Annotated in this window: 23 protein-coding genes and 1 tRNA gene; 20 read left to right on the top strand and 4 right to left on the bottom strand. The window is 62.0% G+C overall.

Translation table 11 applies throughout. The annotated features are described in order from the left end of the window. Positions 1 to 54 precede the first annotated feature (54 nt). Complete coding sequence (locus OUZ45_RS06555; RefSeq protein WP_266169137.1) at positions 55 to 1,149, top strand: glycosyltransferase family 9 protein; 1,095 nt, start codon at positions 55 to 57, stop codon at positions 1,147 to 1,149. Here OUZ45_RS06555 and OUZ45_RS20760 read toward each other — a convergent pair. Next, entirely contained in the window at positions 1,146 to 3,155 is a 2,010-nt protein-coding gene (locus OUZ45_RS20760) for a glycosyltransferase (RefSeq protein ID WP_323137528.1), read from the bottom strand. The two genes, OUZ45_RS06555 and OUZ45_RS20760, sit on opposite strands and share 4 nt — an antisense overlap. 326 nt (positions 3,156 to 3,481) lie before the next feature. Here OUZ45_RS20760 and OUZ45_RS06540 point away from each other — a divergent pair, with 326 nt between their 5' ends. From OUZ45_RS06540 to OUZ45_RS06525, 4 genes are all read left to right on the top strand, one after another. Beyond that, positions 3,482 to 4,297 carry a glycosyltransferase family 2 protein gene (locus OUZ45_RS06540; protein ID WP_266169136.1) on the top strand — a complete coding sequence of 272 codons (816 nt, stop codon included), beginning with the start codon at positions 3,482 to 3,484 and terminating at the stop codon, positions 4,295 to 4,297. A gap of 3 nt (positions 4,298 to 4,300) precedes the next feature. Then, complete coding sequence (locus OUZ45_RS06535) at positions 4,301 to 5,329, top strand: CDP-glycerol glycerophosphotransferase family protein (RefSeq protein WP_266169135.1); 1,029 nt, start codon at positions 4,301 to 4,303, stop codon at positions 5,327 to 5,329. A gap of 308 nt (positions 5,330 to 5,637) precedes the next feature. Next, complete coding sequence (locus tag OUZ45_RS06530) at positions 5,638 to 7,344, top strand: ArnT family glycosyltransferase (RefSeq protein ID WP_266169134.1); 1,707 nt, start codon at positions 5,638 to 5,640, stop codon at positions 7,342 to 7,344. Beyond that, entirely contained in the window at positions 7,341 to 7,661 is a 321-nt protein-coding gene (locus OUZ45_RS06525) for a tetratricopeptide repeat protein (RefSeq protein ID WP_266169133.1), read from the top strand. The genes OUZ45_RS06530 and OUZ45_RS06525 overlap by 4 nt, the downstream gene beginning before the upstream one ends. A 129-nt stretch (positions 7,662 to 7,790) precedes the next feature. On the opposite strand, the gene OUZ45_RS06520 is transcribed toward OUZ45_RS06525, so the two are convergent. Next, positions 7,791 to 8,672, bottom strand: coding sequence for an LpxL/LpxP family acyltransferase (locus OUZ45_RS06520; RefSeq protein WP_266169132.1), 882 nt, complete (start codon positions 8,670 to 8,672; stop codon positions 7,791 to 7,793). Between the two features lie 156 nt (positions 8,673 to 8,828). On the opposite strand from OUZ45_RS06520, the gene dtd reads away from it, so the two are divergent. Continuing rightward, the gene (gene dtd / locus OUZ45_RS06515) at positions 8,829 to 9,284 is read left to right on the top strand and encodes a D-aminoacyl-tRNA deacylase (protein ID WP_266169131.1); all 456 of its coding nucleotides are present in this window, start codon (positions 8,829 to 8,831) and stop codon (positions 9,282 to 9,284) included. A gap of 165 nt (positions 9,285 to 9,449) precedes the next feature. Beyond that, positions 9,450 to 11,303, top strand: coding sequence for an RNA polymerase sigma factor RpoD (gene rpoD / locus OUZ45_RS06510; RefSeq protein ID WP_266169130.1), 1,854 nt, complete (start codon positions 9,450 to 9,452; stop codon positions 11,301 to 11,303). 226 nt (positions 11,304 to 11,529) lie between these two features. On the opposite strand, the gene OUZ45_RS06505 is transcribed toward rpoD, so the two are convergent. Beyond that, positions 11,530 to 11,901: a SnoaL-like domain-containing protein gene (locus tag OUZ45_RS06505; RefSeq protein WP_266169129.1), complete on the bottom strand. Its 372-nt coding sequence runs from the start codon at positions 11,899 to 11,901 to the stop codon at positions 11,530 to 11,532. A gap of 163 nt (positions 11,902 to 12,064) precedes the next feature. On the opposite strand from OUZ45_RS06505, the gene OUZ45_RS06500 reads away from it, so the two are divergent. The 5 genes from OUZ45_RS06500 (at position 12,065) to OUZ45_RS06480 (ending at position 16,055) form a co-directional block, all read left to right on the top strand. Then, a tRNA-Ile gene (locus tag OUZ45_RS06500) sits at positions 12,065 to 12,140 on the top strand. Positions 12,141 to 12,656: 516 nt separating this feature from the next. After that, complete coding sequence (locus OUZ45_RS06495; protein WP_323137527.1) at positions 12,657 to 13,325, top strand: TetR/AcrR family transcriptional regulator; 669 nt, start codon at positions 12,657 to 12,659, stop codon at positions 13,323 to 13,325. A 2-nt stretch (positions 13,326 to 13,327) separates the two neighbouring features. Beyond that, positions 13,328 to 14,560: a glycosyltransferase gene (locus OUZ45_RS06490; RefSeq protein WP_266169128.1), complete on the top strand. Its 1,233-nt coding sequence runs from the start codon at positions 13,328 to 13,330 to the stop codon at positions 14,558 to 14,560. Positions 14,561 to 14,709: 149 nt separating this feature from the next. Next, a complete protein-coding gene (locus OUZ45_RS06485) occupies positions 14,710 to 15,015 on the top strand; it encodes a hypothetical protein (RefSeq protein WP_266169127.1) in 306 nt (101 codons plus the stop codon). Between the two features lie 410 nt (positions 15,016 to 15,425). Continuing rightward, on the top strand, positions 15,426 to 16,055 hold the full coding sequence (locus tag OUZ45_RS06480; RefSeq protein ID WP_266169126.1) for an NADPH-dependent F420 reductase: 630 nt from the start codon (positions 15,426 to 15,428) through the stop codon (positions 16,053 to 16,055). A gap of 62 nt (positions 16,056 to 16,117) precedes the next feature. Here the strand turns inward: OUZ45_RS06480 and OUZ45_RS06475 are convergent, their stop codons facing one another. Beyond that, complete coding sequence (locus tag OUZ45_RS06475; protein WP_266169125.1) at positions 16,118 to 17,080, bottom strand: LysR family transcriptional regulator; 963 nt, start codon at positions 17,078 to 17,080, stop codon at positions 16,118 to 16,120. A 158-nt stretch (positions 17,081 to 17,238) separates the two neighbouring features. On the opposite strand from OUZ45_RS06475, the gene OUZ45_RS06470 reads away from it, so the two are divergent. The 8 genes from OUZ45_RS06470 (at position 17,239) to OUZ45_RS06435 (ending at position 26,056) form a co-directional block, all read left to right on the top strand. After that, positions 17,239 to 17,985, top strand: a complete 747-nt coding sequence (locus tag OUZ45_RS06470; RefSeq protein WP_266169124.1) for an acetoacetate decarboxylase — start codon at positions 17,239 to 17,241, stop codon at positions 17,983 to 17,985. A 29-nt stretch (positions 17,986 to 18,014) separates the two neighbouring features. Then, entirely contained in the window at positions 18,015 to 18,800 is a 786-nt protein-coding gene (locus tag OUZ45_RS06465; protein ID WP_266169123.1) for a 3-hydroxybutyrate dehydrogenase, read from the top strand. Beyond that, entirely contained in the window at positions 18,731 to 20,044 is a 1,314-nt protein-coding gene (locus tag OUZ45_RS06460) for a patatin-like phospholipase family protein (RefSeq protein ID WP_266169122.1), read from the top strand. Before OUZ45_RS06465 ends, OUZ45_RS06460 begins: the two co-directional genes overlap by 70 nt. Positions 20,045 to 20,132: 88 nt before the next feature. Further along, positions 20,133 to 20,654 carry a hypothetical protein gene (locus tag OUZ45_RS06455; protein ID WP_266169121.1) on the top strand — a complete coding sequence of 174 codons (522 nt, stop codon included), beginning with the start codon at positions 20,133 to 20,135 and terminating at the stop codon, positions 20,652 to 20,654. A 27-nt stretch (positions 20,655 to 20,681) separates the two neighbouring features. Next, positions 20,682 to 21,425, top strand: coding sequence for an acetoacetyl-CoA reductase (gene phbB, locus OUZ45_RS06450; protein ID WP_266169120.1), 744 nt, complete (start codon positions 20,682 to 20,684; stop codon positions 21,423 to 21,425). A gap of 379 nt (positions 21,426 to 21,804) precedes the next feature. After that, positions 21,805 to 23,313, top strand: a complete 1,509-nt coding sequence (locus OUZ45_RS06445; protein ID WP_266169119.1) for an efflux transporter outer membrane subunit — start codon at positions 21,805 to 21,807, stop codon at positions 23,311 to 23,313. Next, positions 23,310 to 24,494 carry an HlyD/EmrA/EmrK family protein gene (locus OUZ45_RS06440; protein ID WP_266169118.1) on the top strand — a complete coding sequence of 395 codons (1,185 nt, stop codon included), beginning with the start codon at positions 23,310 to 23,312 and terminating at the stop codon, positions 24,492 to 24,494. Before OUZ45_RS06445 ends, OUZ45_RS06440 begins: the two co-directional genes overlap by 4 nt. Positions 24,495 to 24,526: 32 nt before the next feature. After that, positions 24,527 to 26,056, top strand: a complete 1,530-nt coding sequence (locus OUZ45_RS06435; protein WP_266169117.1) for an MFS transporter — start codon at positions 24,527 to 24,529, stop codon at positions 26,054 to 26,056. Positions 26,057 to 26,072: the final 16 nt, after the last annotated feature.

Here is a 26,072-nt window from a genome sequence, read left to right as displayed (position 1 = left end):
TCACTACCAGTCCAGGCCGTCGCGTCAAGAACCTGCTTTAGCATAGGTCGATTCATGTCTACTCCTCTTCGCCGCTCTCTCGACATCAACAGCCTGCGACGTCGTGTTGCACGTCGGCTGATGCGCCTGCTTTTCGGCAAGCCCGCACAGCAGAGCAGCGAGCCGCTACCGCAGGTCGGTATCCACCGAATTCTGATCTGCCACGTCAGTCATACGCTGGGTAACGCCTTGTTGCTGACGCCACTGATCCAGGATCTGGAAGCGACTTATCCTGGCGCCGAGATCGACATCGTCACGCGCAGCGGCGTGGCGCAGGCCATCTATGGCAGGTACTTCAGCGTCAGCCGCATCTTTCGGCTGCCCGCTCATGGCGTCGGCCATCCACTGCAGCTCATGCGTGAACTTCGCGGCTTGCGCAAGGGCCGCTATGACCTCGTGATCGACCCGGATCCGCAATCCCAGACTGGCCGCCTGTATCTGCTGATGGCCAAGGGCAGGTGGAAGCTCGGTTTCGACAGCCCCAAGAAGAGTGGCAACGTGACCCATGCCGTTCCGGTCGACGCCGCGCCGGGAAGCAAAGGCAAGCGACCGGTCTTCCTGTTGCGTAGTGCCATCGGCAAAACCACCGAAACTCCTTGGCCCGTTCCAGATATTCACTTGACCGTTGAAGAACGGGCGCAGGGACGCGAGGCACTGGATCGCGTGTTGGCGTCGGTGGATTCGACGCCAGGAAAGAAGGGCGTCATCGGCATCTTTGCGAACGCTACCGGCGACAAGCTGCTCGGCACGGACTGGTGGTCCCCCTTCCTTGAAACGCTGGAGTCGGCGGGCGCCGACTATCACATCGTGGAAATCGTGCCGATGTTCGGCCGCTCCATGCTCGATTCGCGCTATCCGACCTACTTCTCGACCGATCTGCGCAAGCTGGCCAGCGTGCTGTCCGCCTTGACCGCCTATACCAGCGCGGATTGCGGCATCATGCATCTGGCCTGCGCCTCGCGCGTGCCCACCATGGGCATCTTCACCCGGACCAGCGCCGACGAGTGGGGCCCCTATGGCGCGCGCAACCGAACCATCCATGCCTATGAGCGGACGCCCGCGGACGTCGCTCGCGAGATCCTGAGCATCCTCGCGGAAGCTGAGGCCTAGTTCGAGGGCTGGTCGGGTGACAGCTCCGCCAGATGAGCGTCGATGCCGTGCTCGCAGCGCGTGATGTGTTCGACGACCGTGGCGCGGAACAGGCGATTGTTCGGCAGGCTCATGTCATTCACATCAGGCTGCGCGCGCGTGGGGTGATCCAGGTGTGCGGCCAGCGCAGCCCATTTGAGCTGGCGGCGACGCACGCCGGCGTTGCCCAGGCGGGCGGCGAGCTCGCGGTCTTCCGCACCGTAGCCTTCCATGCGCTCGTCGAATCCATTCACGCGCAGAAGATCGTCGCGCCAGAAACTCATATTGCAGCTCATCACGCGACCGCCGTTGCGGGCGCGTGATTTCCAGCGCGCCAGCGGCAAGGAGCGAAACGCGTACAAGCGCTTGATACCGTCGAACACATTGAAATCAACGTCGGCCCAGGGCGCAAACACCGGACGCCCCCCCGCCAGCAATCGCACGGTTTCCCGCGGATGCGTTTTGAAACGTCCGCCCTGCAGGAAGTAGCCTGGCTCGGCCAAAGCCAGGTGGTCGGCCACAAACTGGGGATGCAGCACCATGTCGCCGTCAATCAGCACGATGTAATCGCCCCGGCTCGCCGCCATGCCCCGGTTGCGGCAGCGGGCGGCACGGAAACCGAGATCTTCCTGCCACACATGCCGGATCGGCACCGGGAAACTCGCGGCCGCACGCTCGATGACGTCGCGCGTCGCCTCCGTCGAACCATCATCGGCCACGATGACCTCATCCGGCAGACGGCTCTGCGTGGGGATGCTGGCTAACACCTTGGCCAAGGCATCGGGCCAGTTGTAGGTCAGTACCACCAGCGACACTTTTCCTGGCTTCGACAACGCGTTGCCAGTGGCTGGCTGATGGTGATCGCGGATACGCCAGGCCAGGCCCACACTCATCGCCAGCGGCAGCCAACCCAACAGCCACTCCACGTCCGGCCGGCGCAACAGCTGCGGCGCATCGAACTGCCAGGCGACGCTCGCATAGATCCACAGCGCCAGCAGGACGCGCCCGATGACCACGTGGCGATAGCGCCAGGCGCGCCAGCCCACCACCAGCCACAATGCCGCAAAGATCATTACACCCGGCAATCCCAACACAATCACCAAGTGACTGAAGATGTTGTGGCTATGCTCCAAAACTTGGTCGCCCACCTGGATGGTATAGCGACCACCCATGCCCAACCCCAGCCACGGATGCACACTGAATAGCGCCAGCGACTGCTCCAGGATCTGCGGCCGGTAGGAAAGCCCGCGCTCCCGCATGTACTGCCAGCCACCCAGCGCGATGACCACCAGCGCCAGCGCCAGCATCACGGCGGCACGTCGCCGAATACGACGGTGCGAAGTGGCGAGCAACATGACGGCCTGGCTCACAATCAGGGCCAGCCACGTCGAACGGCTGAACGTCATCACGACGAACAGCGTCAACATCACCATCGAAAGCACGTGCAGCACACGCTGCCAGCGCACGCCGACTGAAAGCTGTGTCATCCACACCAGCGCCGCCCCAAACGCGAAGGCCGCCAAGTTGGGATTGTTGAGGGTGCCGAACGCCATCAGGCGATCCTGCGCCTGCCATATGTTCGAACGCAGCGGAAACACGGCCATGGCCACCAGGGCGGAGGCTCCGAGCCCTACGCCGGCCCAAAACAGCAGTTGGCGAAAGCGCCGCGGCTGCCCGGCCAACAGGCTGGCCCATACCGCTACGAAGATCAGCACATAGAGCACGACGATCAAGGCGTCGCCCAGCTTGCCGCGCGGAGCCCAGGCCACTGAAAGCGTGGCCCAGCTCAGGAAGGCCAGCAGCAGCAGGCCCTCCATGGGTTGCATCAAGCCACGTACAAGCTCGCGGCGCCACTTCCAGATCAGCCACAGCGACGGCGCCAGAAACAGCAACAGCAGACTGTCGTGGTAGGGCTTGCCGGGGTTCCAGGCCTTGTGCCCCGTGGGGCTGCCAGCCAGGCCAACCAGCAGCCACCACATGCCCAGCATGAGCCAGTACCCAAACCATTTCGGCAAGGCGGCCCAGCTCCGCTTGAAGTAAGCGGACCGTCCTGTTTCCGGTACCCCGATGTACGCAACTTCTTTCAAGCTTTCATTCCACAGACTCGAGGCAAGCCCCTCATTCACCGGAGCAACATGCCCGCGGACGTCGACACCGGACAACGCACGACGACGCGAAAGGATACTCGCAGCCCGTATGGCGTGGCGCGAACGGGTCATGCTTTGTAAATAATTGCAGGCACCAACCACCGGGCTCGGCGGGCGCCCCAGGCATCCACGCCAGCCGCATCACAGGCATCGGCTAGAATCCGCGCATGCAGACCTTCCCGCTTACCCTCGTCGTGATGACCTACAACGAGGCGAAGAATATTGCGCGCTGCCTGGACAGCGTGCCGTTTGCCGCCGAAAAAGTGGTGGTGGATAGCGGCAGCACCGACGACACCGTGGCCATTGCGCAGGCGCACGGGGCACGGGTAGTGCACCAGGACTGGCTGGGGTTCGGCCCGCAGCGCAATTTCGCCACCACCCAGACCCGCCATGACTGGATTCTCGCGCTGGACGCCGATGAGTACCTCACCCCGGCGCTGGCGGCGGAGCTGGAGCAGCGCCTGCCCGCGCTGATGGCCAGCGACATCTGCGCCATTTTTCTGCGCCGCGCCACCATCTATATGGGCGCGCCGATGCGCTGGTACCTGCCTTCCATGGGCGAGAAGATGGCGCGGCTCTATCATCGCGATCGTGCTCGCTGGGCCGACGTACGGGTCCACGAATCGCTGCGCTTCGACGGCGGCTCGGTCACCTTGAGCGCCCGCTTCAATCACGAGAACAACCCCAGCCTGCCGGAGAAGCAGCTGAAGGTGCTGCGTTACGCCGAATTGAAGTGCCGCGACTGGCTGGAGAAGGGCAAGCCGGTGCGCATGTGGCAAACCCCGTTCGTTTTCGTGCTGGCTTTTATCAAAGACTACGTTTTCCGGTTGGCCTTCCTGGACGGCTGGCGCGGCTACACCATCGCCCAGACGGCGGCCTCCTACGCCGTGTACAAGCGCATGCGCTATTACGAGATGCGCCACAATCCGGCCTCGTGCGAAAGCGCGGCTAACGCCTTGAACCGCCACGGACTCGATCGTTAATCCATGAGCAAACAGCACTACCTACTCTATGGCTCCGAGCGCTACGCGCTGGCTATCCTGCGCCCGGTGCAGGATGCCATTCGCGCGCGTGGTGGCGAGGCGGCCTGGTTCTTCGACGGCCCCGGCGCCGAGGATCTGGCGGAGGGCGAGCGCCTGCTTACGGTAGATGAGGTCCGTCGCTGGAAGCCGCGCGCCGTGATCACCTCCAGCAATGCCGTGCCGCATTTTTTCCCTGGCGTGAAAGTGGAAACCTTCCACGGTTTCGATGCCGGCAAGCCTCGGCATATCTATATCCGCGGCTTCTTCGACCTGTACTGCACCACCGGTCCACGCGATACCGCGAAATTCCAGGCCATCGCCGACAAGCTCGGCCACTTCGCCGTGGCCGAGACCGGCTGGCCCAAGCTCGACCCCTTCATGAAGGAGATCGCCGGCCCGCTGCCGCCCGTGCGCGAGAAGCCGGTGATCCTCTATCACTCCACTTTCTCACCCTCCTGGAGCGCTGCCGAGACGCTGTACGAAGAGGTGAAGCGCCTGTCGCGCGATGGTCGCTGGCGCTGGATCGTCACCTTCCATCCCAAGATGGACCCGGAGACGACGGCCAAATACAAGGCGCTGCAGAACGAGCACCTGACGTTCGCCGAGAACGACAACATCCTCGAGCTGTTCCCGCAGGTCGACATGATGTGCTCGGACACCTCATCGGCGCTCAACGAATTCCTGCTCACCGGCAAGCCCGTGGTGACGTTCAAGAATCGCCGCCCGGGACCGCAGCTGATCGACATCGACGACCCGGCACAATTCGAACCGGCCATCCAGCGCGCGCTGGCACGGCCACCGGAGTTGATGCAGGCGATCCGCGAGTACGCCGACGCCATTCATCCCTATCGTGACGGCCACTCCAGCGAACGCGTGCTGCAAGCGGTGGATGCCTTCATCGCCGCCGGTGGCCGCAACCGCCGGCGCAAGCCGCTCAACCTGTGGCGCAAGCTCAAACTGCGCCGCCGGATCGGCTATTGGGGTCCTGCCTGAACCCTTAGCGTGACCCGAACCGCGCTCACCCAAGCTTCGGGAAAGCCCAGAGCCTGTTCAAGGTCTCCGCGTAGCCCGCGCCGGGAGCTGTTTGCTCGCAGGCCAAGGAAGAACGAGGGCGTGTACGTCGGTACACAACCGAGTGATGACGCCGGCATGCGGGCAAACAGACCCGGCCCGGAGGGTTGAGCCGCAGAGCGCGCCACGCCCCACCACCTGTCGCGCTCTGCGGCTCAACGCGGGCTACGCGGAGACCTTGAACAGGCTCTCAGACTAGAATCGCCCCACCTCCGCCAAGAAGCTCGCCCGTGCCATCCAGCGCCTACAGCCGTTCCGAACACCTGCGATCCCTGTGGCCATGGCTCCCGCTATGGGCTGCGGTGGCCCTGTTGGCGATCTTTTCGCACGGACCGATGCCGTTGTATTCCACCCGCACGCTCGCGGTGGCCTGGGAGATGTGGAATCACGGTCATTGGCTGGTGCCGCATATCAACGGCCAGCCGTATAGCGAAAAGGTGCCGCTGCTGTTCTGGCTGATCCACGCCGGCTGGTTCGTGTTTGGCGTGAGCGACATTTGGCCGCGCGTACTCCAGGTGATCTTCGGCGGCGCCCAGCTGGTTTTGCTGTCGACCCTGGCGCGGCGCCTGTTCCCCAACCGTCCGTGGGTAGCCAAGGGCGCGCCGTGGATGTTGCTGGCGCTGGGCTACGCGTTCCTGTTCGGCACGCAGATCATGTACGAGGTGCTGCTGGCCGTATGGGTGTTGGCGGCTTTGCTGTGCCTGACGCCCAAGGCGCAGCGCGAGGAACCGCGCTGGCTGTGGTTCGGCCTGTGCATCGGCGCCGGCCTGATGACCAAGGGCCCGGTGATGCTGCTGCACATCGTTTTCCCCTGGTTGCTGGGTCCGCTGTGGAGCGACTGGGCTAATCGCAACCGCCGCCGTTGGTACGGCCGTGGTGTGCTGGCGATGCTGCTGGGCGGCACCATCCTGCTCGCCTGGGCATTGCCGGCCGGTTTCAGCGGCGGCGAGGCGTACCGCCAGCGCCTGTTCTTCACCCAGACCGCCGGCCGCGTGGTGGATGCGTTCGATCACGCCCGCCCGTTCTGGTGGTACCTGCCGATGGTCCCGGCGCTGCTGTTCCCGTTCAGTGGTTGGCCGCGCGCCTGGGTGGCCCTGGCGGCATTACGCCGTCCGCTGGAACCGGGTTTGCGCTTTTGCCTGTGCTGGCTGCTGCCGATCCTGGTGGCGTTCTCACTGATCAGTGGCAAGCAGCTGTATTACCCGTTACCGGAGTTCGCCGGCGCCACCCTGCTGCTGGCCGGCGCCATTGCCGTGCTGCGCGAAAAGCGTCCCGCATTGGCCGATAGCGCCTGGCTGGGCACGTGGCCGCTGGGTGTGGGTGGCATCCTGTTCGGTGTGTTCCTGTTCGTGCTGCCAGTGCTGGTCAGCCACAATGTGATGCACGGCGAATACCTCGACAACAGCTCGCACTACAGCCGTTTCTTCAGCATCGTGTTCGTGCTGCTTGGCGCCTTTTTGTTGCTGCGCGGCCGCGGCGAAATGCGCCGCCTGGCGCTGGCCGGGCTGATCGGCACGCTGTCGCTCAACACGTTGTTCACCCTCACCATGTGGCAGAACTTCGATCTGCGCCCGTCGGCACACTTGCTGGGTGCAGCCGATGCCGAAGGCAGGGCGATTGGCTACCTGGGCAATTACGAAGGCCAGTTCCATTTCGAAGGCCGCCTGACCCATCCGATCGAACGCCTCAGCGAAGGCGAGTCGCTCCAGGCATTTGCTCGCGAACATCCCGATGGCCTGATCGTCGCCCGCCCCGAAAAGCTCGACGCCAACGACTTGCGCTACCCGCTGCTGGTACAGCCGTTCCGTTCCAGCTGGGTGGTGATCTGGCCGGCCACCTCACTGGCCGAGCAGCGCGCCGGCCACACGCCGCCGGAACCGCCACACCCGACCCGCGTCTACCAGGTCGATGCGTGGCGCTTCCGCTCGCTGCAATGAGCGAAGCCTTGATCGCCAGCCTGCGTGCCCAGTGCGGCGGACCGCGCGATGGTGCGTTGCTGCGCTTCTCACTGGGCAACGCCCTGCTGGGCATCGGCGAGATGACTGCTGCTGCCGAAGAACTGCGTCGTGCCGTGGCTTTCGACCCCAGTTACTCCGCGGCGTGGAAACTGCTGGGCAAGGCTTGCCAGGCTCTGGAGCATCGTGAAGATGCCGCCGATGCCTGGCGCCACGGCATCGAAGCTGCGCGCCAGCGCGGCGACAAGCAGGCCGAGAAGGAAATGACGGTGTTCTTGCGCCGGCTGGAAAAGCCGTAGGAGCGCACCCTGTGCGCGAAAGCCCTACGTTAGCAGGACCGCTGTCGAAAAAAGCGCGGCCCTATCAGGCCGTTTCACTCGGGCCATTCATGACCCTCGCCCTGCGGGCGGCTTATGTCGTGCAAACCATCAGTCGTACGGGCTCGGCCGATCGCCAGCCGTATAGCGCTTGTAATGCCACTGATACTGGGTGAACGCCTGCTCCACGCAGGCCTCCACGCCCCGATTCAACGCGGCGCAGGCAACGCTCGAATCGGCATCTGCCAAGCCTTCCGGCGCCGGCAGCAGGTGAATGCGGTAGCCCTCACCTCGCGGCAACCGCTCGGCAAAAGCGAACAACACGGTCGCCCCCGTACGCGCGGCCAACCGCGGCAACAGCACCATGGTGAGCGCATCACGGCGGAAGAACGGCGCGAACTGGCCCTCGCCCTCGCGCGGCTTCTGGTCCGGCAGGATACCGACCGTACCGCCAGCCCCCAGGCGCTTGAACAAGGTCCGTACGCCCGCACCCTCGGCCCTCACCTGCTCCGGCGCCAGCGCGCCGCGCGCCTTGCGCAGCAGGCCCTCCACCGCTGCAATACGCGGCGGGCGATAGAGAATCGCCATCGTCGTCTTGCGGCACAACCAATAGTTGAGCAACTCCCAGCACCCCAGATGCGGCGCGGCGATGATCACCCCTCTGCCAGCTGCCAGCGCGGTATCGAACAACGCCTCGCCTTTCACCTCGCGCACCAGTCCAAGCGCGCGCTCCGCATCGTTGCCCCAGATCTTGGCGATCTCGGTGATCGACTTGCCGCTCTCGATCATCACCTCGCGCAACAGCGCCGCACGCCCGGCCTCGTCCAACTCCGGTCGCACGATGCCGAGGTTGGCGTCGGTGTTGCGCACCGCCTTGCCGTGAAGCCGCAGTGACCAACGCCCCATGCCGGCACCGATGCCGTGCAGCACCCGGAGAGGCAGCCGGCCGAGCAGGCGAAGCAGGAGATAAAGAAGATAGATATCGAATCGCATGAGCGGCGCAGTGTAGCTAGAAGCGGGGAAGTTGGCGGCTGCGCCGCCCGATAAGAAGTGAGAAGTAAGCGCGCCATCCCGCGCCGCGTTGTTTGCCTTTACCCTTGCCCCTTACCAGGCGGCGCAGCCGCCGACTTACCTACTCACTGCTCCCAAATGATCTCCCTCATCCAGCGTGTCCAATCCGCCCGTGTCGATGTCGAACATCCCCATGGAGAACAGGAAACCGTGGGAGCCATCGGCCCCGGCCTGCTGGCCCTGGTCGCAGTACAGCCGAGAGACGACGAGCCGCGCACCCGCCGCATGCTGGAGCGCCTGCTCGGCTACCGCGTGTTCAGCGACGAACAGGGCCGCATGAACCGCTCACTGGCCGACACCGGCGGCGAGTTGCTGCTGGTCAGCCAGTTCACCCTGGCCGCCGACACCCGTTCCGGCATGCGTCCCAGCTTCACCAGCGCCGCCTCTCCCGAGCATGGCCGGTATTGGTTCGACCGCCTGGTTGAATTGGCCCGCGCGGCACATCCAAGGGTGGAAATTGGGCGCTTCGGTGCCCATATGAAGGTGCATCTGGTCAACGACGGACCGGTCACGTTCTGGCTCGAAGTGCCATGACCGCGTCGCCACGCAACGCACTCATAAAACCCATCGATGTTCTTCCATCAGTGCCTGTTTGGCGCGCTTTTTGCGTGTACCCGTCCTCACATTTTTCACTTGAAAACTGGTCAAAAAAGCATCACATCGCTATACTGATCGGTTCCTGCATATGCGGCGGTAGGTATGAATAGCAAAGCTCCCGAGCAACAGTCTGAAATCAAGGCGCTCATTTCCAAGGGTCTGGAGCAGGGCTACCTGACCTACGCCGAGATCAACGACCACCTGCCCGACGACATCGTCGATCCGGAGCAGATCGAAGACATTATGGCCGTGCTGAAGGGCGTGGGCATCGAAGTACACGATGCCGCCCCGGATTCCGACCCGCTCTCCGACACCGCCACCAGCGGCAGCACCGACGACGAGGCCGCGGCCGAAGAAGCCGTCGCCCTGCTCTCCGCCGTGGACGCCGAAGTCGGCCGCACCACCGACCCGGTGCGCATGTACATGCGCGAAATGGGCACCGTCGAGCTGCTGACCCGCGAAGGCGAAATCGCCATCGCCAAGCGCATCGAGGAAGGCCTGGGCCAGGTGCAGACCGCACTCGCCAGCTTCCCGCTCACCATCCAGCTGTTGCTGGAGGAATACGACCAGCATCTGGACGGCAAGCGTCGCCTTAGCGAGATCCTGGCCGGCTTCGCCGATCTGGAAGAAGCCGCCGACGCCGCCCTGGCCGCCGCCGAAGAAAGCGCCAGCGAGAGCGACGCCGAGGCCGAAGAAGAGGACGATACCGCTGCCGAGGACGAGGAAGCCGGCCCGACCGGTCCGGACCCGGAAGAGGTCAAGCGCCGCATGGAGCTGCTGCGCGACTACTACGGCAAGTTCCAGAAGGCCGCCCCCAAGGCGGCCGACATCACCGACAAGAAAATCGTCAAGTTGCGCGACCAGATGGCTGAGGAATTCCTCAAGCTCAAGCTGCCGTCCGCGCTGATCGACAGTTTCGTGCGCAAGTTGCGCGAAGTGGTGAACGACATCCGTCACCACGAGCGCTTGCTGATGGACATCTTCGTCAAGCAAGTGAAGATGCCCAAGGCCGAGTTCATCAAGACATTCCCCAGCAACGAGGGCAACCTCGAGTGGGCCGCCGAGCTGGGCCGCAAGCGCCAGAAGTGGTCGCCGAACATCAAGAACTATCGCGAAGCGATCGATGCCGAGCAGGAAAAGCTCGCCACCATCGAGCGCGCGTTGTTCCTGCCGCTCACCGACATCAAAGAAATCAACCGCACCATGTCGGTCGGTGAGGCCAAGGCCCGCCGCGCCAAGAAGGAAATGGTCGAGGCCAACCTGCGTCTCGTCATCTCCATCGCGAAGAAGTACACCAACCGCGGCCTGCAGTTCCTCGACCTCATCCAGGAAGGCAACATCGGCCTGATGAAGGCCGTGGACAAGTTCGAATACCGCCGCGGCTACAAGTTCTCCACCTACGCCACGTGGTGGATTCGCCAGGCCATCACCCGCTCGATCGCCGACCAGGCACGCACCATCCGTATCCCGGTGCACATGATCGAAACGATCAACAAGCTCAACCGCATCTCCCGCCAGATGCTCCAGCAGTTCGGCCGCGAGCCGACGCCGGAAGAACTGGCCAAGGAAATGGAGATGCCGGAAGACAAGATCCGCAAGGTGCTCAAGATCGCGAAAGAGCCGATCTCGATGGAAACCCCCATCGGCGACGACGAAGATTCGCATCTCGGCGACTTCATCGAAGACACCAACGCCAGCTCGCCGATCGAGTCGGCGACGGAAACGGGCCTGATGGAAACCGTGCGCGACGTGCTCGCCGGCCTCACCCCGCGCGAGGCCAAAGTGCTGCGCATGCGCTTCGGCATCGACATGAACACCGATCACACGCTGGAAGAAGTCGGCAAGCAGTTCGACGTCACCCGCGAGCGCATCCGCCAGATCGAAGCCAAGGCCCTGCGCAAACTGCGTCATCCGAGCCGTTCGGAGCAGCTCCGCTCGTTCCTCGACATCGACTGATCGCATCGTCAAACGCTTCAACAAAAAGCCCCGCATCGCGGGGCTTTTTTTATGGGCTTCGTCCACGCCTCAGCAAAGAAACAAAGCCAAAATCTTGCGAGGCCTGCCCCCTTCCTTGCGACGCGAAGCTAGTCCCGTGGGACAGGGGAGGGCTGGGAAGGGGTGAGCCCTTGAGCCACCCTCTCCACAACTCGCGCCCTCATTCCTCCAAGCGCAGCAAGCACCCTCACCCCATATCGTAAAAAAACTGCTCCCTATTAATCTTCCCATCCTTCACGTGATACGTGCAGATTTCAGACATCTTCACGCGCCCATATTCCTTCATGGTCACGTCCAGCGTCATCGCGCAACTGAACCAGTTCCCCGCTACCACTGGCTCGCTGACTTCGCCACCGTGGACTTCCACGATCGACTCCTGAAACTTGCGACCCTTCTCAAAGATCGCATCCAATCCCTTCACATTGCCCAACGCCCCCGGCGGTAAACCTTCCGGCTCGATGCTCTCCGCATCCTTCGCATAGAGTTCTCGCTGCGCCTCCTCGTACTTGCCTTCACGACACAGCGCCACCAACCGCTTCGCAACCACCTCAGTGCTCATGACACGCCTCCGCACGCCCAAAGGAACCGCGAGCGTACGCCTGCCTATGTGATGGAAAAATATGCCTCCCTCACCAACCTTTGCCCCTCGACGCTCCTACCCCACGCCGCTAACATGACCAGCTTCGCCTCGCCCGGACACGCAACGTGCCCGGCGCCAGCAAGGGCCTATAGCTCAACGGTTAGAGCAGAGGACTCATAATCCTTTGGTTCCAGGTTCGAATCCTGGTGGGCCCACCATCTATTGCTCTCAAGACATCTCTGTGGCTGAAAGCATAAGTTGTCCGTTTTGGCCAACTTGTGATTTCGCGTAGAGCATTGTTTGCCCCGGCTTTGAAAGGCCAATATCTGCGAAGCAGTGGAAGTCTTAGATATTGACGCTGCAGCCGAAAGGACCTCTTGAGGCCCCTTCTTAAAAAAGGGCGCTGGTCAAAGAATTGCATTCGAGCTGAGGTTGGTTGACCGACCACAACCGCGAGATCCCTCATGACAGCCTCGGTGGGTTGATCTCTCACCGATTTTCGAATTCAGAACGACCCGATCACCTCTGATTTGGCGTGCCATCGAGGTATAGGTATTCGACAGTGGAATCCACTTTTCCGAAATAGGCCGTCATGGCCGACGCTGCCATGCGAGGCTTCGCGCACCTTCTCGAGCTTCCTCGCAAGAGTCACGAGCTCGAGCGCATCCAGCGCCGGCGATGATGGGTGCGCTATCAAGCCCCCCCTTGCGCCACGCATTAAACGACGACTAAACTTGAACGTCGTTCAAATTTATGAGGACGCGATGACCTCTCCCGAAACCAGCGGTCGCCGCCATAGAAAGCGCTCACAAACCCTGGATCACCTTGCCGGAACAGCTGCGCGTCTGTTCGAAGCGCATGGCTTTGAAGCGGTGACGATGGAGCGGATTGCGGCCGAAGCCGATGTCGCCAAGGGCACGCTCTACAACCACTTCCCCACCAAAGAAGCGGTACTCGCACACTGGATCCATATGGAGCTGGCCAAGGACCTCGGGCACCTGGCCGGTGTTATCGGGCCGCAAACCAGGTTTGCCGATGGAATCACGCACATACTGGCGGCCTCGGCTGACTGGTGCGAGCGTCATCGGGACTATCTGCCGCCGTACCTACGCTTTCGGTTTCTGGAAATCGGAACAGCACCCAACGTTGAAAGCGATAGCGCTCGTGACATGACCAGCGCCTTCAGATGGCTGATCCTCAACAGCCAGCAAGCCGGCGAGATGCGCACGGATCTGAGTGCCGAGCATCTGGCCTTGATGTTCCACCATCTCTATCTCAGCGCATTGCTGCGCTGGCTGGACATTCCTGGCCTGAAGTTGGGTAAGGAATTTGCCAGCGTCGTCCAGTTGTTCGTCGAAGGCGCAGCTTCGGCCCCGGTGAAAATTTCTAAGCCCAGGAAGTGAACATGAAGTTTGCTGTCGTGACCTATGGCACGGAAGGCGATACGCGCCCCCTTGCCGCGTTATGTCGTGCGCTGATGGACGTTGGGCATGAAACACGGTTGCTGGCTGATGCCTCCACGCTTGGCAGTGCCAAGGCTCTTGGTGTGCCATCGGCCGCGCTGACCGGGGATATCAGGGGGACTCTGCAACCCCACCATTCGATTTCTGGCGTCGTTGCGGAGGGTGACCGGTTTCGCAGCACGGTGAACGTGCTGGCACGCATTGCGAACGTCAATGCGGAATCCTGGCTCAGGCAGATCGTGACCGTCGCCAAAGGCTGCGATGCCATCATCGTCGGGGGCTTGGCCGCGTTTGCAGGTTTGTCGGCTGCCGAATACCTGGGCGTGCAAGCCATCGGCTCCGGCATGATCCCCATCACGCCAACGGCGACGTTCCCATCCCCTTTCTTGCCCCCGGGAATCGTCCCGCGATGGCTGAACCGCACCACTCACCAGTTTGTGAATGGCATGTTGTGGCGTGCGTTCCGAAAGTCCACCAACGCAGCGCGTTCAAAGGTGTGCGGATTACCCGCGCGGGCACGCGTGTGGACGCAGCACCCCATGCTCTACGGCGTGTCGCCAAGCCTGTTGCCCCCACCAAGCGATTGGCCGGCGAATGCTTGCCTATGCGGCCAGTGGATGCAGCCAGAGCGGGAATGGTCGCCGCCTTCCGCGCTTAGTGACTTCCTCGCATCGGGTGAGCCACCGATCTATGTTGGATTCGGAAGCATGGCGGGCTTCGACAGGCCGAAACTGCTGAAGGAAATGATCAAGGCTGTTGCTGGCCGCCGGGCATTGTTCTACTCAGGATGGAGTGGTGTGGAAGCCTCCATGCTGCCAGCCAATTTCTTTGTCATTGAAGAGACACCGCACGACTGGTTATTCCCTAGAACCTCGGTCGTCGTGCATCACGGCGGCTCCGGCACGACTCACTCCGCGGCACGAGCGGGCGTTCCTTCCGTGGTGGTGCCGTTTGCCGGCGACCAATTTTTCTGGGCGAACCGGCTGCGGCAAGCAGGCGTCGCAGCGGATGCCCGGAGCTGGAAGCGCCTGGATGCGAGTCAATTGGCCAGCCACATCGAATTCGCGAAAACGGACACGGTCAGCACACGCGCGCGCGCCCTCAGCAAGAAAATGAGGGCTGAAGAAGGCCTAGTCAACGCGGTCGCCTTCATCGAAAAGCTCGTGCTTGACTGATTCGGTTCGCCGCCTGCCATCAAGGCCGCTGACGTCCCGTGCTTACCCTCACCCACACAGGACAGATCAGCCTCCGCCAAGGTCTTTGTTGGTCTCCATCAGCAACGCGTATCGCTGCTGATGGCATGTTGATTCAGAGAGATGACTACATGTCCCCGATTGAGCTGATCAATTTGAAACCCGCCTCCAGCCTGTGTCCGCTGCAGACCTTTGTTGCCTGTGCTCATCAGATGCTCGACCCAGCCACTCCCGAGTCAGTGCTGCGCTTGATGGAGCCCAAACTGCTCGCGCAATTGCCTGCACTACGCGCGCTTGGCGTATTTGAACTATTTGAAATACGCGACCCTTCCTTGCGTGCATGGCTGGACGACGAACTGGCAAAGCTCACGACATCGACCAACGGCTTCCACATCAATGAAATGCACGAGCAGGCTCTCTCGCTAGCCGAATACTGAGTGCCCCCTTCGCGGCTCCTATCCAGTCTGTCGATAAGCGACGATCCATCAAAGGCGAAGAATAATCATGGCTACATTCAAAGCACGCGACTGCCTACACTTCGCGGATCGATGCATCGGGCATCCTTGGGCGCGCGCTACCCCGATGTCACCCATCTCGTGACGACACTTGAACAGCCGCCATCTCGCATCGCTTCTTCACGTCCAATCTCCATGACTTTGGGAGGGAATGCTAAAGCCCGTGGCACTCAACCTCGGAGACGCTTCAGGTAGAAACTGTTGTGCCAAGCAGTTAAAGCCGATGCAGTGCGTAGCGCATTAAGCTATCCAGACCAAGGCAGTGCTGAAACCTCGGCACGGCCGGTGAATCGCGCTCTCAGATCGTATCTCCCACGGAATAAGAAGCCTGCATGAAGATCGGCATTATCGGTTCGGGCAATATGGGTGGCTGTCTCGGCAAACTCTGGTCGAGCACAGGCCACCAAGTCATGTTCAGCTTTACGCAGGACCCCAAGGCGCTCGATGAAGCGGCGGCTTCAGCCGGCGGACGCACTGGCACGGCGATCGATGCAGCTCAGTTTGGCGATGTGGTGCTAGTCGCCGTGCCCTGGGCCGCGATCGACATCGCACTCAAGGATGCTGCTCCCGCGCTCGCCGGTAAAATCCTCATCAGTTGCAACAATCCTTTGAACGCGGATTTGAGCGGTCTTTCGCTGGGCACTAACACCTCCGCCGCGGAAGAAGTCGCGCGGCTCGCGCCGACCGCCAAAGTGGTCGAAGTGTTGTTCCCGTTCGCTCAGCAGTTGCAGTCCGGTAAATTGCAGTCCGGTGGGCAGCGGCCCACGCAGTTCTATTGCGGCGACGATGTCGATGCCAAGCGCATGGTGGCAACGCTCATCGGCGAACTGGGACTTGACCCCGTCGATGCCGGCCCACTAACCAGTGCGCGCTTCCTGGAGCCCTTGGGCATGCTGATGGTGCAACTCGCCTATCGACAGGGCATGGGGGTAAACATCAGCGCGCAACTCTTGCGCCACTGATCGCAAACAGGCTGCGTGGCGCGACTGCCACGCAGCGCTTGGATAGAAGAGCGACCCGATATTCAACCCATCTGCTGGCTAAGTAGTCGTTCGGAACGCTTGACGACCTCGCTTTGCCGAACCTCTCCGATCACAAACTCCACAAACGCTGCGACACGCGGCGGCAGATGCTTTCGTGTCGGATAGTAAATGCAGATATCAGCCCGCCGTTCAACAAAGCCCTCCAGCACGTGCTTAAGCCTGCCTGCGTCAATGAGCGGGAACGCATGATGGGCGCCCAGCAGTACGATGCCACACCCCGCAACGGCTAGTTCCGCCAACGCTTCGGTATCGGTTGCGATGAGCCGTGAGTGAGGCTGGATGGCGACTTCCTTATCTTTCCCTTGAAGTTTCCATGCCTGAATTCTTCCCGAACTCGGCGAGCGAAACGCTATGAGTTCGTGTCGCTCCAGCTCTTCGATGGAGCGCGGCTCGCCGTGCCGCTCCAGATAGGAAGGCGCCGCGCACACCACTTGCAGCGACGGTGAGAGGTTGCGGGCAACGACATTGGAATCGATGTCCGGCAAGCTGCCGATGGCGCAGTCATACCCCTCTGAAATCAGGTCGACATGACGGTTTTCGAAACGCAAATCGAGCGTGACAAGGCCGAACTGTTCCCGAAACTTGCGTAACACGGGCAGCAAGGTGACGCGTGTGAACGCGATCGGCAGCGAGACCTTAACAACGCCACTCGCGCGGGTCTCGGCGGACGATAGCGCTTCAATCGCGTCCTCGATTTGCTGTGCGGGTTGCTGGACCAGCGCATACAGCCGCCGCCCTTCCTCGGTGATAGACAGATTGCGCGTCGTGCGCTGAAAGAGCCGGCAGCCAAGCAGCGACTCAAGCATGCCGATTTGTTTGCTGATCGCACCCGGGGTCAGACCAAGCTGTCGGCCTGCCGCCGAAAAGCTCGCTGATTCGTAGGTTGCAGTGAACATCTTCACAGCTTTGAGCAGATCGATCGAACCGCTGTTGCTAGTTTTCATTTGTTCCTTCGATTCACAACTGTTTCATCGCTTCACTGCGTAGTTGAGCGTGATTGCGATACCTAGAATGTGGCGCTCTGTTGAGGCCCTGATCGTGGCGCAGCTAGGACGGGGACAGGAAACGCGAGCTTACACGGAAACATTTCACCGGAGCTTAGATGAGCGCAGAACGTGTACGACTGAAAGCCTTCGCCATGCCAATGACGAGTCCCGCCTTTCCCATGGGACCGTACAAATTCTACGATCGCGAATTTCTCATCATCACCTACCGAACTGATCTCGATCGCTTGCGCGAGCTTGTTCCGGAGCCGCTAGCGATCACCGAACCACTGGTCCACTACGAATTCATTCGCATGCCGGATTCCACCGGCTTCGGCGACTACACGGAAAGCGGTCAGGTCATACCGGTCACCTTCAACGGACAGCCGGGTAGCTACACGCTGGCCATGTATCTCGACGACCATCCGCCCATCGCCGGTGGACGGGAGCTCTGGGGCTTTCCAAAGAAGCTGGCAAAGCCGACGCTCGAAGTCCACACCGATACCTTGGTCGGCACGCTCGATTACGGCCCCGTGCGCGTCGCCACGGCCACCATGGGCTACAAGCACCGCGAACTGGACGTTGCAGAACAAACGCGGCGGCTTGCCGGCCCCAACTATCTATTGAAGATCGTTCCCCATGTGGATGGCTCGCCACGTGTCTGCGAACTCGTGCGCTATCACTTGCAGGATATCGTCATGAAAGGCGCATGGACGGGACCGTCCTCGCTCCAACTGTCGCCGCATGCGCTCGCGCCGGTCGCCGACCTTCCGGTGCTCGAGATCGTCGAGACGCGCCACTTGATCGCAAATCTCACCCTGGGGCTTGGCGAGGTCGTCCACGACTACCTTGCAAGCCACCGTTGAGCCCATTCTCTTTCTCGGATAACCGAAGCATGACAACACTGATTGGCAAGACGGCCGTTGTGACCGGGGCCGCAAGCGGCATTGGCAAGGAAATCGCGATGACGTTGGCAGCGCAAGGCGCCGCCGTTGGCATTGCCGACTTGAATTTCGCGGGGGCGCAAGCCGTCGCCGATCAAATCGAGAAGTTGGGTGGCAAGGCCATGGGTGTAGCCATGGACGTCACCAGCGAAGAGGCGGTCAATCAGGGCATCGACAAAGTGGCCGCCGAATTCGGCCCGATCGATATCCTGGTGTCGAATGCCGGCATCCAGATCGTCAGTCCGATCGAAACCTATGCGTTCTCCGACTGGAAGAAGATGCAGGCGATTCATGTAGACGGTGCATTCCTGACGACCAAGGCGGCCTTGAAGCACATGTACAAGGACGACCGCGGCGGAGTGGTGATCTATATGGGATCCGTCCATTCGCATGAGGCATCGCTGCTCAAATGCGCCTACGTCGCCGCGAAGCATGCGCTGCTCGGCCTCGCGCGCGTGCTGGCCAAGGAAGGCGCGCAGAAGAACGTAAGATCACATGTGGTCTGTCCGGGCTTCGTGCGTACGCCGCTCATTGACCAGCAGATTCCGCAGCAGGCCGCCAAGCTCGGCATCAGCGAAGAGGAAGTGGTCAACCGCGTGATGCTGGGTCGTACCGTGGATGGCACATTTACCACGGTCGACGACGTTGCGCAGACGGTGCTGTTCCTGTGCACCTTCCCGACGGCCGCGCTAACCGGCCAGTCGTTCATTGTCAGCCACGGCTGGTATATGCAATGAAGCCTCGCACGAAGGTCCGTCGTCCGACGGATGGCCCGACCAGCGGCGGACCGACGACGCTGTCTGGCGAAGAGCGGATGCGGATGCCGCCCTACGAAACGATTGCACTCGTGTTGCAGGGCGGAGGTGCACTGGGCGCTTATCAAGCGGGTGTTTACGAGGGGCTGCACGAAGCGGATATATCCCTCGATTGGATCGCCGGCATTTCGATCGGCGCCCTCAATGCGGCGGTCATCGCCGGCAATGCACCTGAGGTACGCGTCGAGCGATTGCGCCAGTTCTGGAACGCCATCTGCGCGCCCGCGATCACGCCAACGCTGCCGCGTGCCTTTGAGCATGCGCTGTTCAACGGCTCCGAGGTCACGCGCACGGCACTTTCGTTTTTCCAGGCCGCCAGCGCTGCTATGCAGGGACAATTCGGCTTCTTTCATCCGCGCTTTCCCATCCCGGTGCCGTGGCTCGCGGGCGCATCTGGCGCGAAGAGCTGGTATGACATGTCGCCACTTAAGGCCACGCTGGAACGGTTTTGCGATTTCGACCGAATCAACGCGGGCGAAACACGCGTGTCGGTGGGCGCGGTGAATGTTGCAACCGGCAACTTCTCGTATTTCGATACCAACCGCACCACGCTGCGTGCAGAGCACTTCATGGCCTCTGGCGCATTGCCGCCCGCTTTCGCGCCGGTCGAGATCGATGGCGAGTTCTTTTGGGACGGCGGTATCGTATCGAACACGCCGTTACAGGAAGTGCTGCGCGCTTCGCCGCGCCGCGACACGCTGGCATTCCAAATCGACCTGTGGAGCGCGCACGGGCCGATGCCGGACAACTTGGCGAATGTCGCCCAACGCACCAAGGACATCCAGTATTCCAGCCGCACACGCTTTGTCACCGATGCGCTGCAAGGCGAGCAGCGCTATCGGAACGTGTTGCGCAGGGTGCTCGAAAGGGTGCCGGAGGCGATGCGCAAGGATGATCCATTGTTCAGTCTCGCAGACGAACTCTCGTGCGGGAAACGGTACAACGTGCAGCACCTGATCTATCAGCAGCAAACGTTCGAGCAAGACTACAAGGATTATCAGTTCGGCTCATCAACGATGAACAGCCACTGGGCGGCGGGATTGAATGATATCCGACGCACGCTCGCCAACGGATCGTGGCTGGAGCTGCCGGACAACGACGCCGGCTTCGTCACGCATGACGTTCACCGCGTCAAACCGAAGGCGAAGTTAGATAGTTCCACGTAACAAGCCGGGTCGATGTTTCGACTTCACCATGCCGCACTCCATGGCTGCCCTCGCGGCCGGTGGACAACTATAAGGATAAGGACCCGCTATGTTGTATGACCCAAATGCCCTGTTCGGCATCTATCCAGTCAACGTCAATCTCGGCGTTAGCATCGCCAACCTGTGGTTGGAGAAGCTGGATCGAACCCAAGCGCTTGCCATGAAAGCGGCTAAGGACTACACGGCATCGACTCGGAAGGCTGCCGCGACGCTCGCTGCCAACCGGAATCTGTCGGCGCTGATGCCGCTACAAGCCGAACTGATGCACGAACCGATCGCTCAGTTCACCCATTTCTGGCAGGCCGTTGTAGCCGAGATGCAAAACAGTCAATCCACGGCTGTCGATGATTTGCGCCTCGCTGCACGCGAGTGGCAGGCCAGTTGTGCGGATTCGATGAACAGTCTCGCCGATCACCCGTGGGTCGCGCACGCCTATAGGCCATGGGTCGATGCGGCGAGCCTGACTTGGGAGCCGCTCAGCGCTAACTGGCGACACATGTTCACGCAACCGGCTGCGCACGCTTCGGAGACTGAGGATGCACACGCCTCCGCTCGCCCTCGGGCGCAGTGAGTTCAAGAACGAGAGAAAGACGAAGTGATGACCAAGAGGGTTGCTTTGATCACTGGGGGCATGGGCGGGCTGGGCGAGGCGATCAGCATCAAGCTTCATGATGAAGGTCACACGGTGGCTGTTGCCCATTCGCCGTCCAACACAGGTGCAAGCGACTGGCTAGAGGCAATGAAAGTTCACGGCCGGAACTTTGTTGCCTATGGCGTCGATGTGACCGACTACGAAAGCTGTCAGGAATGTATCGCGCGCATTCAGATGGACATGGGCTCCGTCGATATCCTGGTAAACAACGCCGGCATTACGCGTGATGCGGCTTTCGGAAAAATGAGCAAGGCGGAATGGGATGCCGTATTGAGCACCAATCTTGACTCGGTCTTCCATATGACCAAGCCGGTTTGCGATGCCATGGTCGCGCGCGGGTGGGGGCGAATTATCAACATCTCTTCGGTCAACGGCTCGAAGGGCGCATTCGGGCAAGCCAACTACGCCGCCGCTAAAGCCGGCATGCATGGCTTCACGAAAGCACTGGCGCTTGAGGTCGCCAGGAAGGGCGTGACGGTCAATACCGTTTCGCCTGGCTACCTGGACACCAAGATGGTCGCGACGATTCCGCCTGATCTATTGGCGACGAAGATCCTGCCGCAAATCCCGATGGGTCGGCTGGGTAAGCCAGAAGAGGTTGCGGGACTGATCGCTTATTTATGCCGGGATGAGGCCACTTTCATCACGGGGGCGAATATTGCGATCAACGGTGGCCAACATATGCAATGACGCCCGCGTGATGTTCTGCATGCTCCTGTCTTTCATCCGGAGAGGGGCATCTCCGGGTTAAAGACAGGGCTGCGTCAATACAACCGACCAACGCGAGTCGGACGCTGCACTGCGGTCTCCTCGGCGGGATGGTGTTTTGTACGCAAGGCGAAAGCTGGTACGAGCCGCCGCATGCCCATCATCTGGTCTCGAAGCATGCCGGCGCAATCAAGCCGGCCCAACGGCTCGTGTGGGCCATCGCGGGGAAGCGAACCGATCAAGCTCCCGCTGCCGGCCGTGTCCATGCAAGGCGCGCTCTTGCCGAAAGTCGTCAGTCACTAGGGGAGCGACGCCCTTGGTATCCAGTCGTTATGTCCACGCAAGCCTAAGGGTCGCCACGATGTTCCATCCTGTTCAACACCCGCCCTCCGCCGCGCGATTCAGCCGGCGTGCGCTGTCGGCGCTCATCATCACTACGCTGGCGGCTTGCGCCAGTTCGGGCGGCCAACCTACCCGCGCGAAACCGATCGACGCCGATCAACTGGTTGTCGCCGAAAGCCTGTCCTCCACCACGCTTTCGGCGGCGACCTGGCCGAGGGATGCGTGGTGGGCGGACGTTGGCGACGACCAGCTCGACCGGCTGATGAGCGAGGCCTTGCGCGGACAACCCAGCCTGCGTATCGCCGAGGCCAGAGTGCGAGAGGCCGAAGCCGTAGCCGGCATCGTCAAGTCGACGCTCTACCCCCAGATCAACGGCAGCCTGAAGAGCACTCGGCAGCGCTTTGGCGAACACGCGCTGGTGCCCAGGCCCATCGCCGGCACCTGGGATTCGGTCAACGACGCTTCGCTGGGCGTGAACTACGAACTCGACTTCTGGGGCAAGAATCACGCGGCGGTCGATGCCGCGCTCGATCGGGCCAGCGCTACCGAGGTCGACCTTCAGGCAGCACGCCTGATTCTCACGACCACGCTGGCCAGAACCTACCTGCGGCTGGATCTGGCGTACGCGCAGCTGGATCTCGCGCAAGACACCTTGGCGCAGCGCGAAAAAACGCTGGAGCTGACCCGCCAGCGCGTGGCCGCGCAAATCGATTCCCAACTGGAGCTGACCCAGGCTGAAGCTGCGTTGCCCGAGATACGCGAGCGCATCGCATCGATCCACGAGTCGATCGCCCTGATCAATAACCAGATCGCATCGCTGGAAGGAAAAGCGCCGGACGCAGGATTGACCATTCAGCGGCCGCACCTGGCGCAGGTAGGCCCGGTCGCCTTGCCGACCAACCTGCCCGCCGAGCTGATCGGACGCCGACCAGATGTCGTCGCCGAACGCTGGCGAGTGGAAGCGGCCCGGCAGGACATCACGGTCGCCAAGGCGCAGTTCTATCCCAATGTCAGCCTCAACGCGTTCGTCGGATCGCAGAGCCTTGGGCTCAGTGAGTTCCTGTCCGGCGGCAGTCGAGTATTGGGCATCGGCCCGGCCATTTCGCTGCCTATTTTTGAGGGCGGTCGCCTGCGCAGCAACTTGGGTGCGCATCAAGCCGAATACGACGCGGCCGTGGAGAAATACAACGCCACCGTCATCGCCGCCATCCACGACGTGGTCGATCAGCTGGTATCGCTGCATTGGCTGGAGCAGGAAATCCAGGAACAGGATGACGCGCTCCGCCTGACCCAGCACGCCTACGACCTTGCCACGAATCGCTATCGCAGCGGGCTCGCGAACTATCTGCAAGTGCTCTCGGCCGAAAGCCAGGTGCTCGCGCAGAAGCGGCTGGCCATCGAGTCGCAGACACGTCAGCGCGAACTGCGACTGAACCTCATACGAGCGCTTGGCGGCGGGTATGCACCATGGCGTGCCGGATCCAGGCAGCGTCAACCCATCCTGACATCCGACGGAGCCAAGTCATGAATGCTGTAGTAGCCAAAGCACCGGCCAGCGAAAGCCCGAGTCCCATTGCCCCCAACCCAATCCGCGGCTCGCGCTGGCAGCAAGCCGCGGGTGCCGCTGTGCTGGCTCTGGGCGTTATCGGCGCTGCCATCTACTGGGCAACCGCGGGACAGTATCGGGAATCCACCGAGGATGCCTACGTGGACGGCAACGTGGTCTCGGTGACGTCCCAGGTCAATGGCGTCGTGACGGCCATCGGCGCGGACAACACCGACTTCGTCCATGCCGGGACGATCCTGGTCAAGCTGGACGATGTCGACGCCGAACTCGCCCTGTCCAGGGCCGAAGCCCAGCTCGCTCGAACCGTGCGACAGGTGCGCGCTCAATACGCTACGGCGGGACAGACGCGCGCCAACCTGGAGCTGCGCGAGGTCGAGCTCGCCAAAGCCAAGGCGGACCTGATCCGCCGGCAGGAACTCGTGGCCAGCGGCGCCATCTCCGGCGAAGAGGTCAAGCACGCCGAGGAAGCGGTTCGCGCGGCCACCGCGGGACTAGGCGTTGCCAGCCAGCAGTTAGCCGGCAGCCAGGCCCTGATCGACCGGACCTCGATCGCCTCCCACCCCGATGTGCTCGCTGCGGCGTCGCAGGTACGGGACGCTTATGTCGCCGCCTACCGTACGGCCGTCCCTGCGCCGGTGACGGGCGTGGTGACCAAGCGCAGCGTGCAGGTGGGCCAAAAGATCAATCCGGGTATGTCGCTGATGTCGGTCGTGCCGCTGGATCATCTGTGGGTCAATGCCAACTTCAAGGAATCCCAGCTGCGGCATATCCGTATCGGCCAACCCGTCACGCTGGTCGCCGACGTCTACGGCGGCGACGTCGTCTACCAAGGCACCGTGATGGGCCAGGACGCCGGCACCGGCAGCGCCTTCTCCCTGCTCCCTGCGCAGAACGCAACGGGCAACTGGATCAAGATCGTGCAACGCGTGCCGATCCGCATCGCGCTCGATCCGCGCCAAGTCGCCCAGCACCCGCTACAGCTCGGCCTGTCGATGAAGGTCAACGTCGATACCGGGAAGCGCGATGGAAGCCGATTAGTCACCCCTGGCTCGCCCGGGCACGGTTACCAGACCGATGTATTCGCCCGCGAGCTGGTCAGCGCGGATGCCCTGGTCGACAAGATCATCGCGGCCAACCAGTAGCGATGGCCGATGTGACCCAGGAGAACCTCGCCATGATTCCGCGTAGCCCAGGCCACCTGCTCTACGCCACGATTTTTGTGCTCACTGCGATCGAGTACCTGCAATCGGGCATGACCGCCTTCGCTGCCGGCCCGATCATGGGCGAGGTGAGCATTACCCCGGAAGACTTCAGCCTTATCGCCGCGGTCTATGCGAGCGTGGCGATCCTGGTGATCTCCATGCAACGCTGGCTCGTCGAACGGCTCGGCGGACACCGTTTCATCCAATGCGCCACGGCGATCTCGGTGATCGGTTCGGTCCTGTGCGCAACCAGCGACGACTTCCAGTCCTTCCTGATCGGCCGCATCGTGATGGCCCTGGGCGGCGGCCCCCTATTCACCGCGGCCCGCATGATGATTCATCACTGGCTTGCCGGCCCCAAGCGCCTTGTCGGCATCAAGTTTCTCGCAACCGGCCTGGCCTTGAGCACCGCCGCTGCGCCATGGCTGGCTTCGCTGGCGGTCTCTCATGAAACATGGAGTGCCATTTATTGGCTGCTGGCCGTGCTGGGCCTGCTTGCTTTCGCCCTGGGCAGCATCGCCTTACCGGCCGCTCCCATCACCATTCCGGAGCAGCGATCCGCATCGAATCCGTGGCTTCAGCTGCTGCTTGCAGGCGGCAGCTTCGTCCTGCTCTACGCACTGCAGCGCGTGTATTACGACTTCTACAGCAACACCGCCTCACTCGCCGTGGCGATCGGCGCGGCCGTTCTGGCGCTGATGATCTATTTCCAACGGCAGCGCGATAGCGCCCACCCCTTGCTGCACGTCCGCGAGATGCTGCATACCCGCTACCTGGCCGGCCTTGCGCTCTTCATGTTTGCCTACGTCATGCTCGGCGCCAATAACTACATCGTTCCGATGATGTTGCAGCGAACGCTGGGTTACTCATGGGAGACGGCGGGATACTTCCAGACGCTGGGACTGGGCTTTGCCGTGGTGACCTGGGCGGTCATGTCGCAAATCCTGCCTCGATACCCGTCGCCGCGTAAATACATCGTGACAGGCTTTATCGGGCTGGCCACTTTCGGCGCCCTATTGGCTGGCCAGACTTCCTCGGCCAATCTCTGGCTCGACGTGCTTCCGGCGCTGGCGATGAACAGCGTCTTCGTGCTGACCGTGCTGCCGGTAACCGCAATGCAGACGTTCCGGCAAATGGAAGATGACGAGTCGGTATTCTCCAATGCCCAGCAAGTGAAGAGCATGCTCTCGCAGGCCGGTATCGCGCTGGGCGTAACCCTGGCCACGCTGGGCCAGCAGTGGCGTACCACCGTGCACTACGGCGTGCTCAACGCGCAGGTGAACCCCGACAACCCGATTTACGCCGCGACCGTTCAGCGCCTGCAGGATGCACTGGCCAGCACCGTCGACGCAGGCCAGGCCGCTGCCATGGCGACGGCACAGGTCGCGCAGATGCTTGCGCAGCAAGCATCCATGCTGGCAAACATCGACCACTTCAAGCTGATCGCCGTGCTGGGCATCCTTGGCGTGCTGGTCACGCTGGTGCAAAAGGTTTTCCGATGACTCGCCGCGTGCCGCG

This window comes from Dyella subtropica (genome assembly GCF_026283965.1).
Lineage (GTDB): Bacteria > Pseudomonadota > Gammaproteobacteria > Xanthomonadales > Rhodanobacteraceae > Dyella_D > Dyella_D subtropica.
Note: the sequence above shows the minus strand (reverse complement) of the source record. Positions and strands in the feature narration are given on the sequence as shown.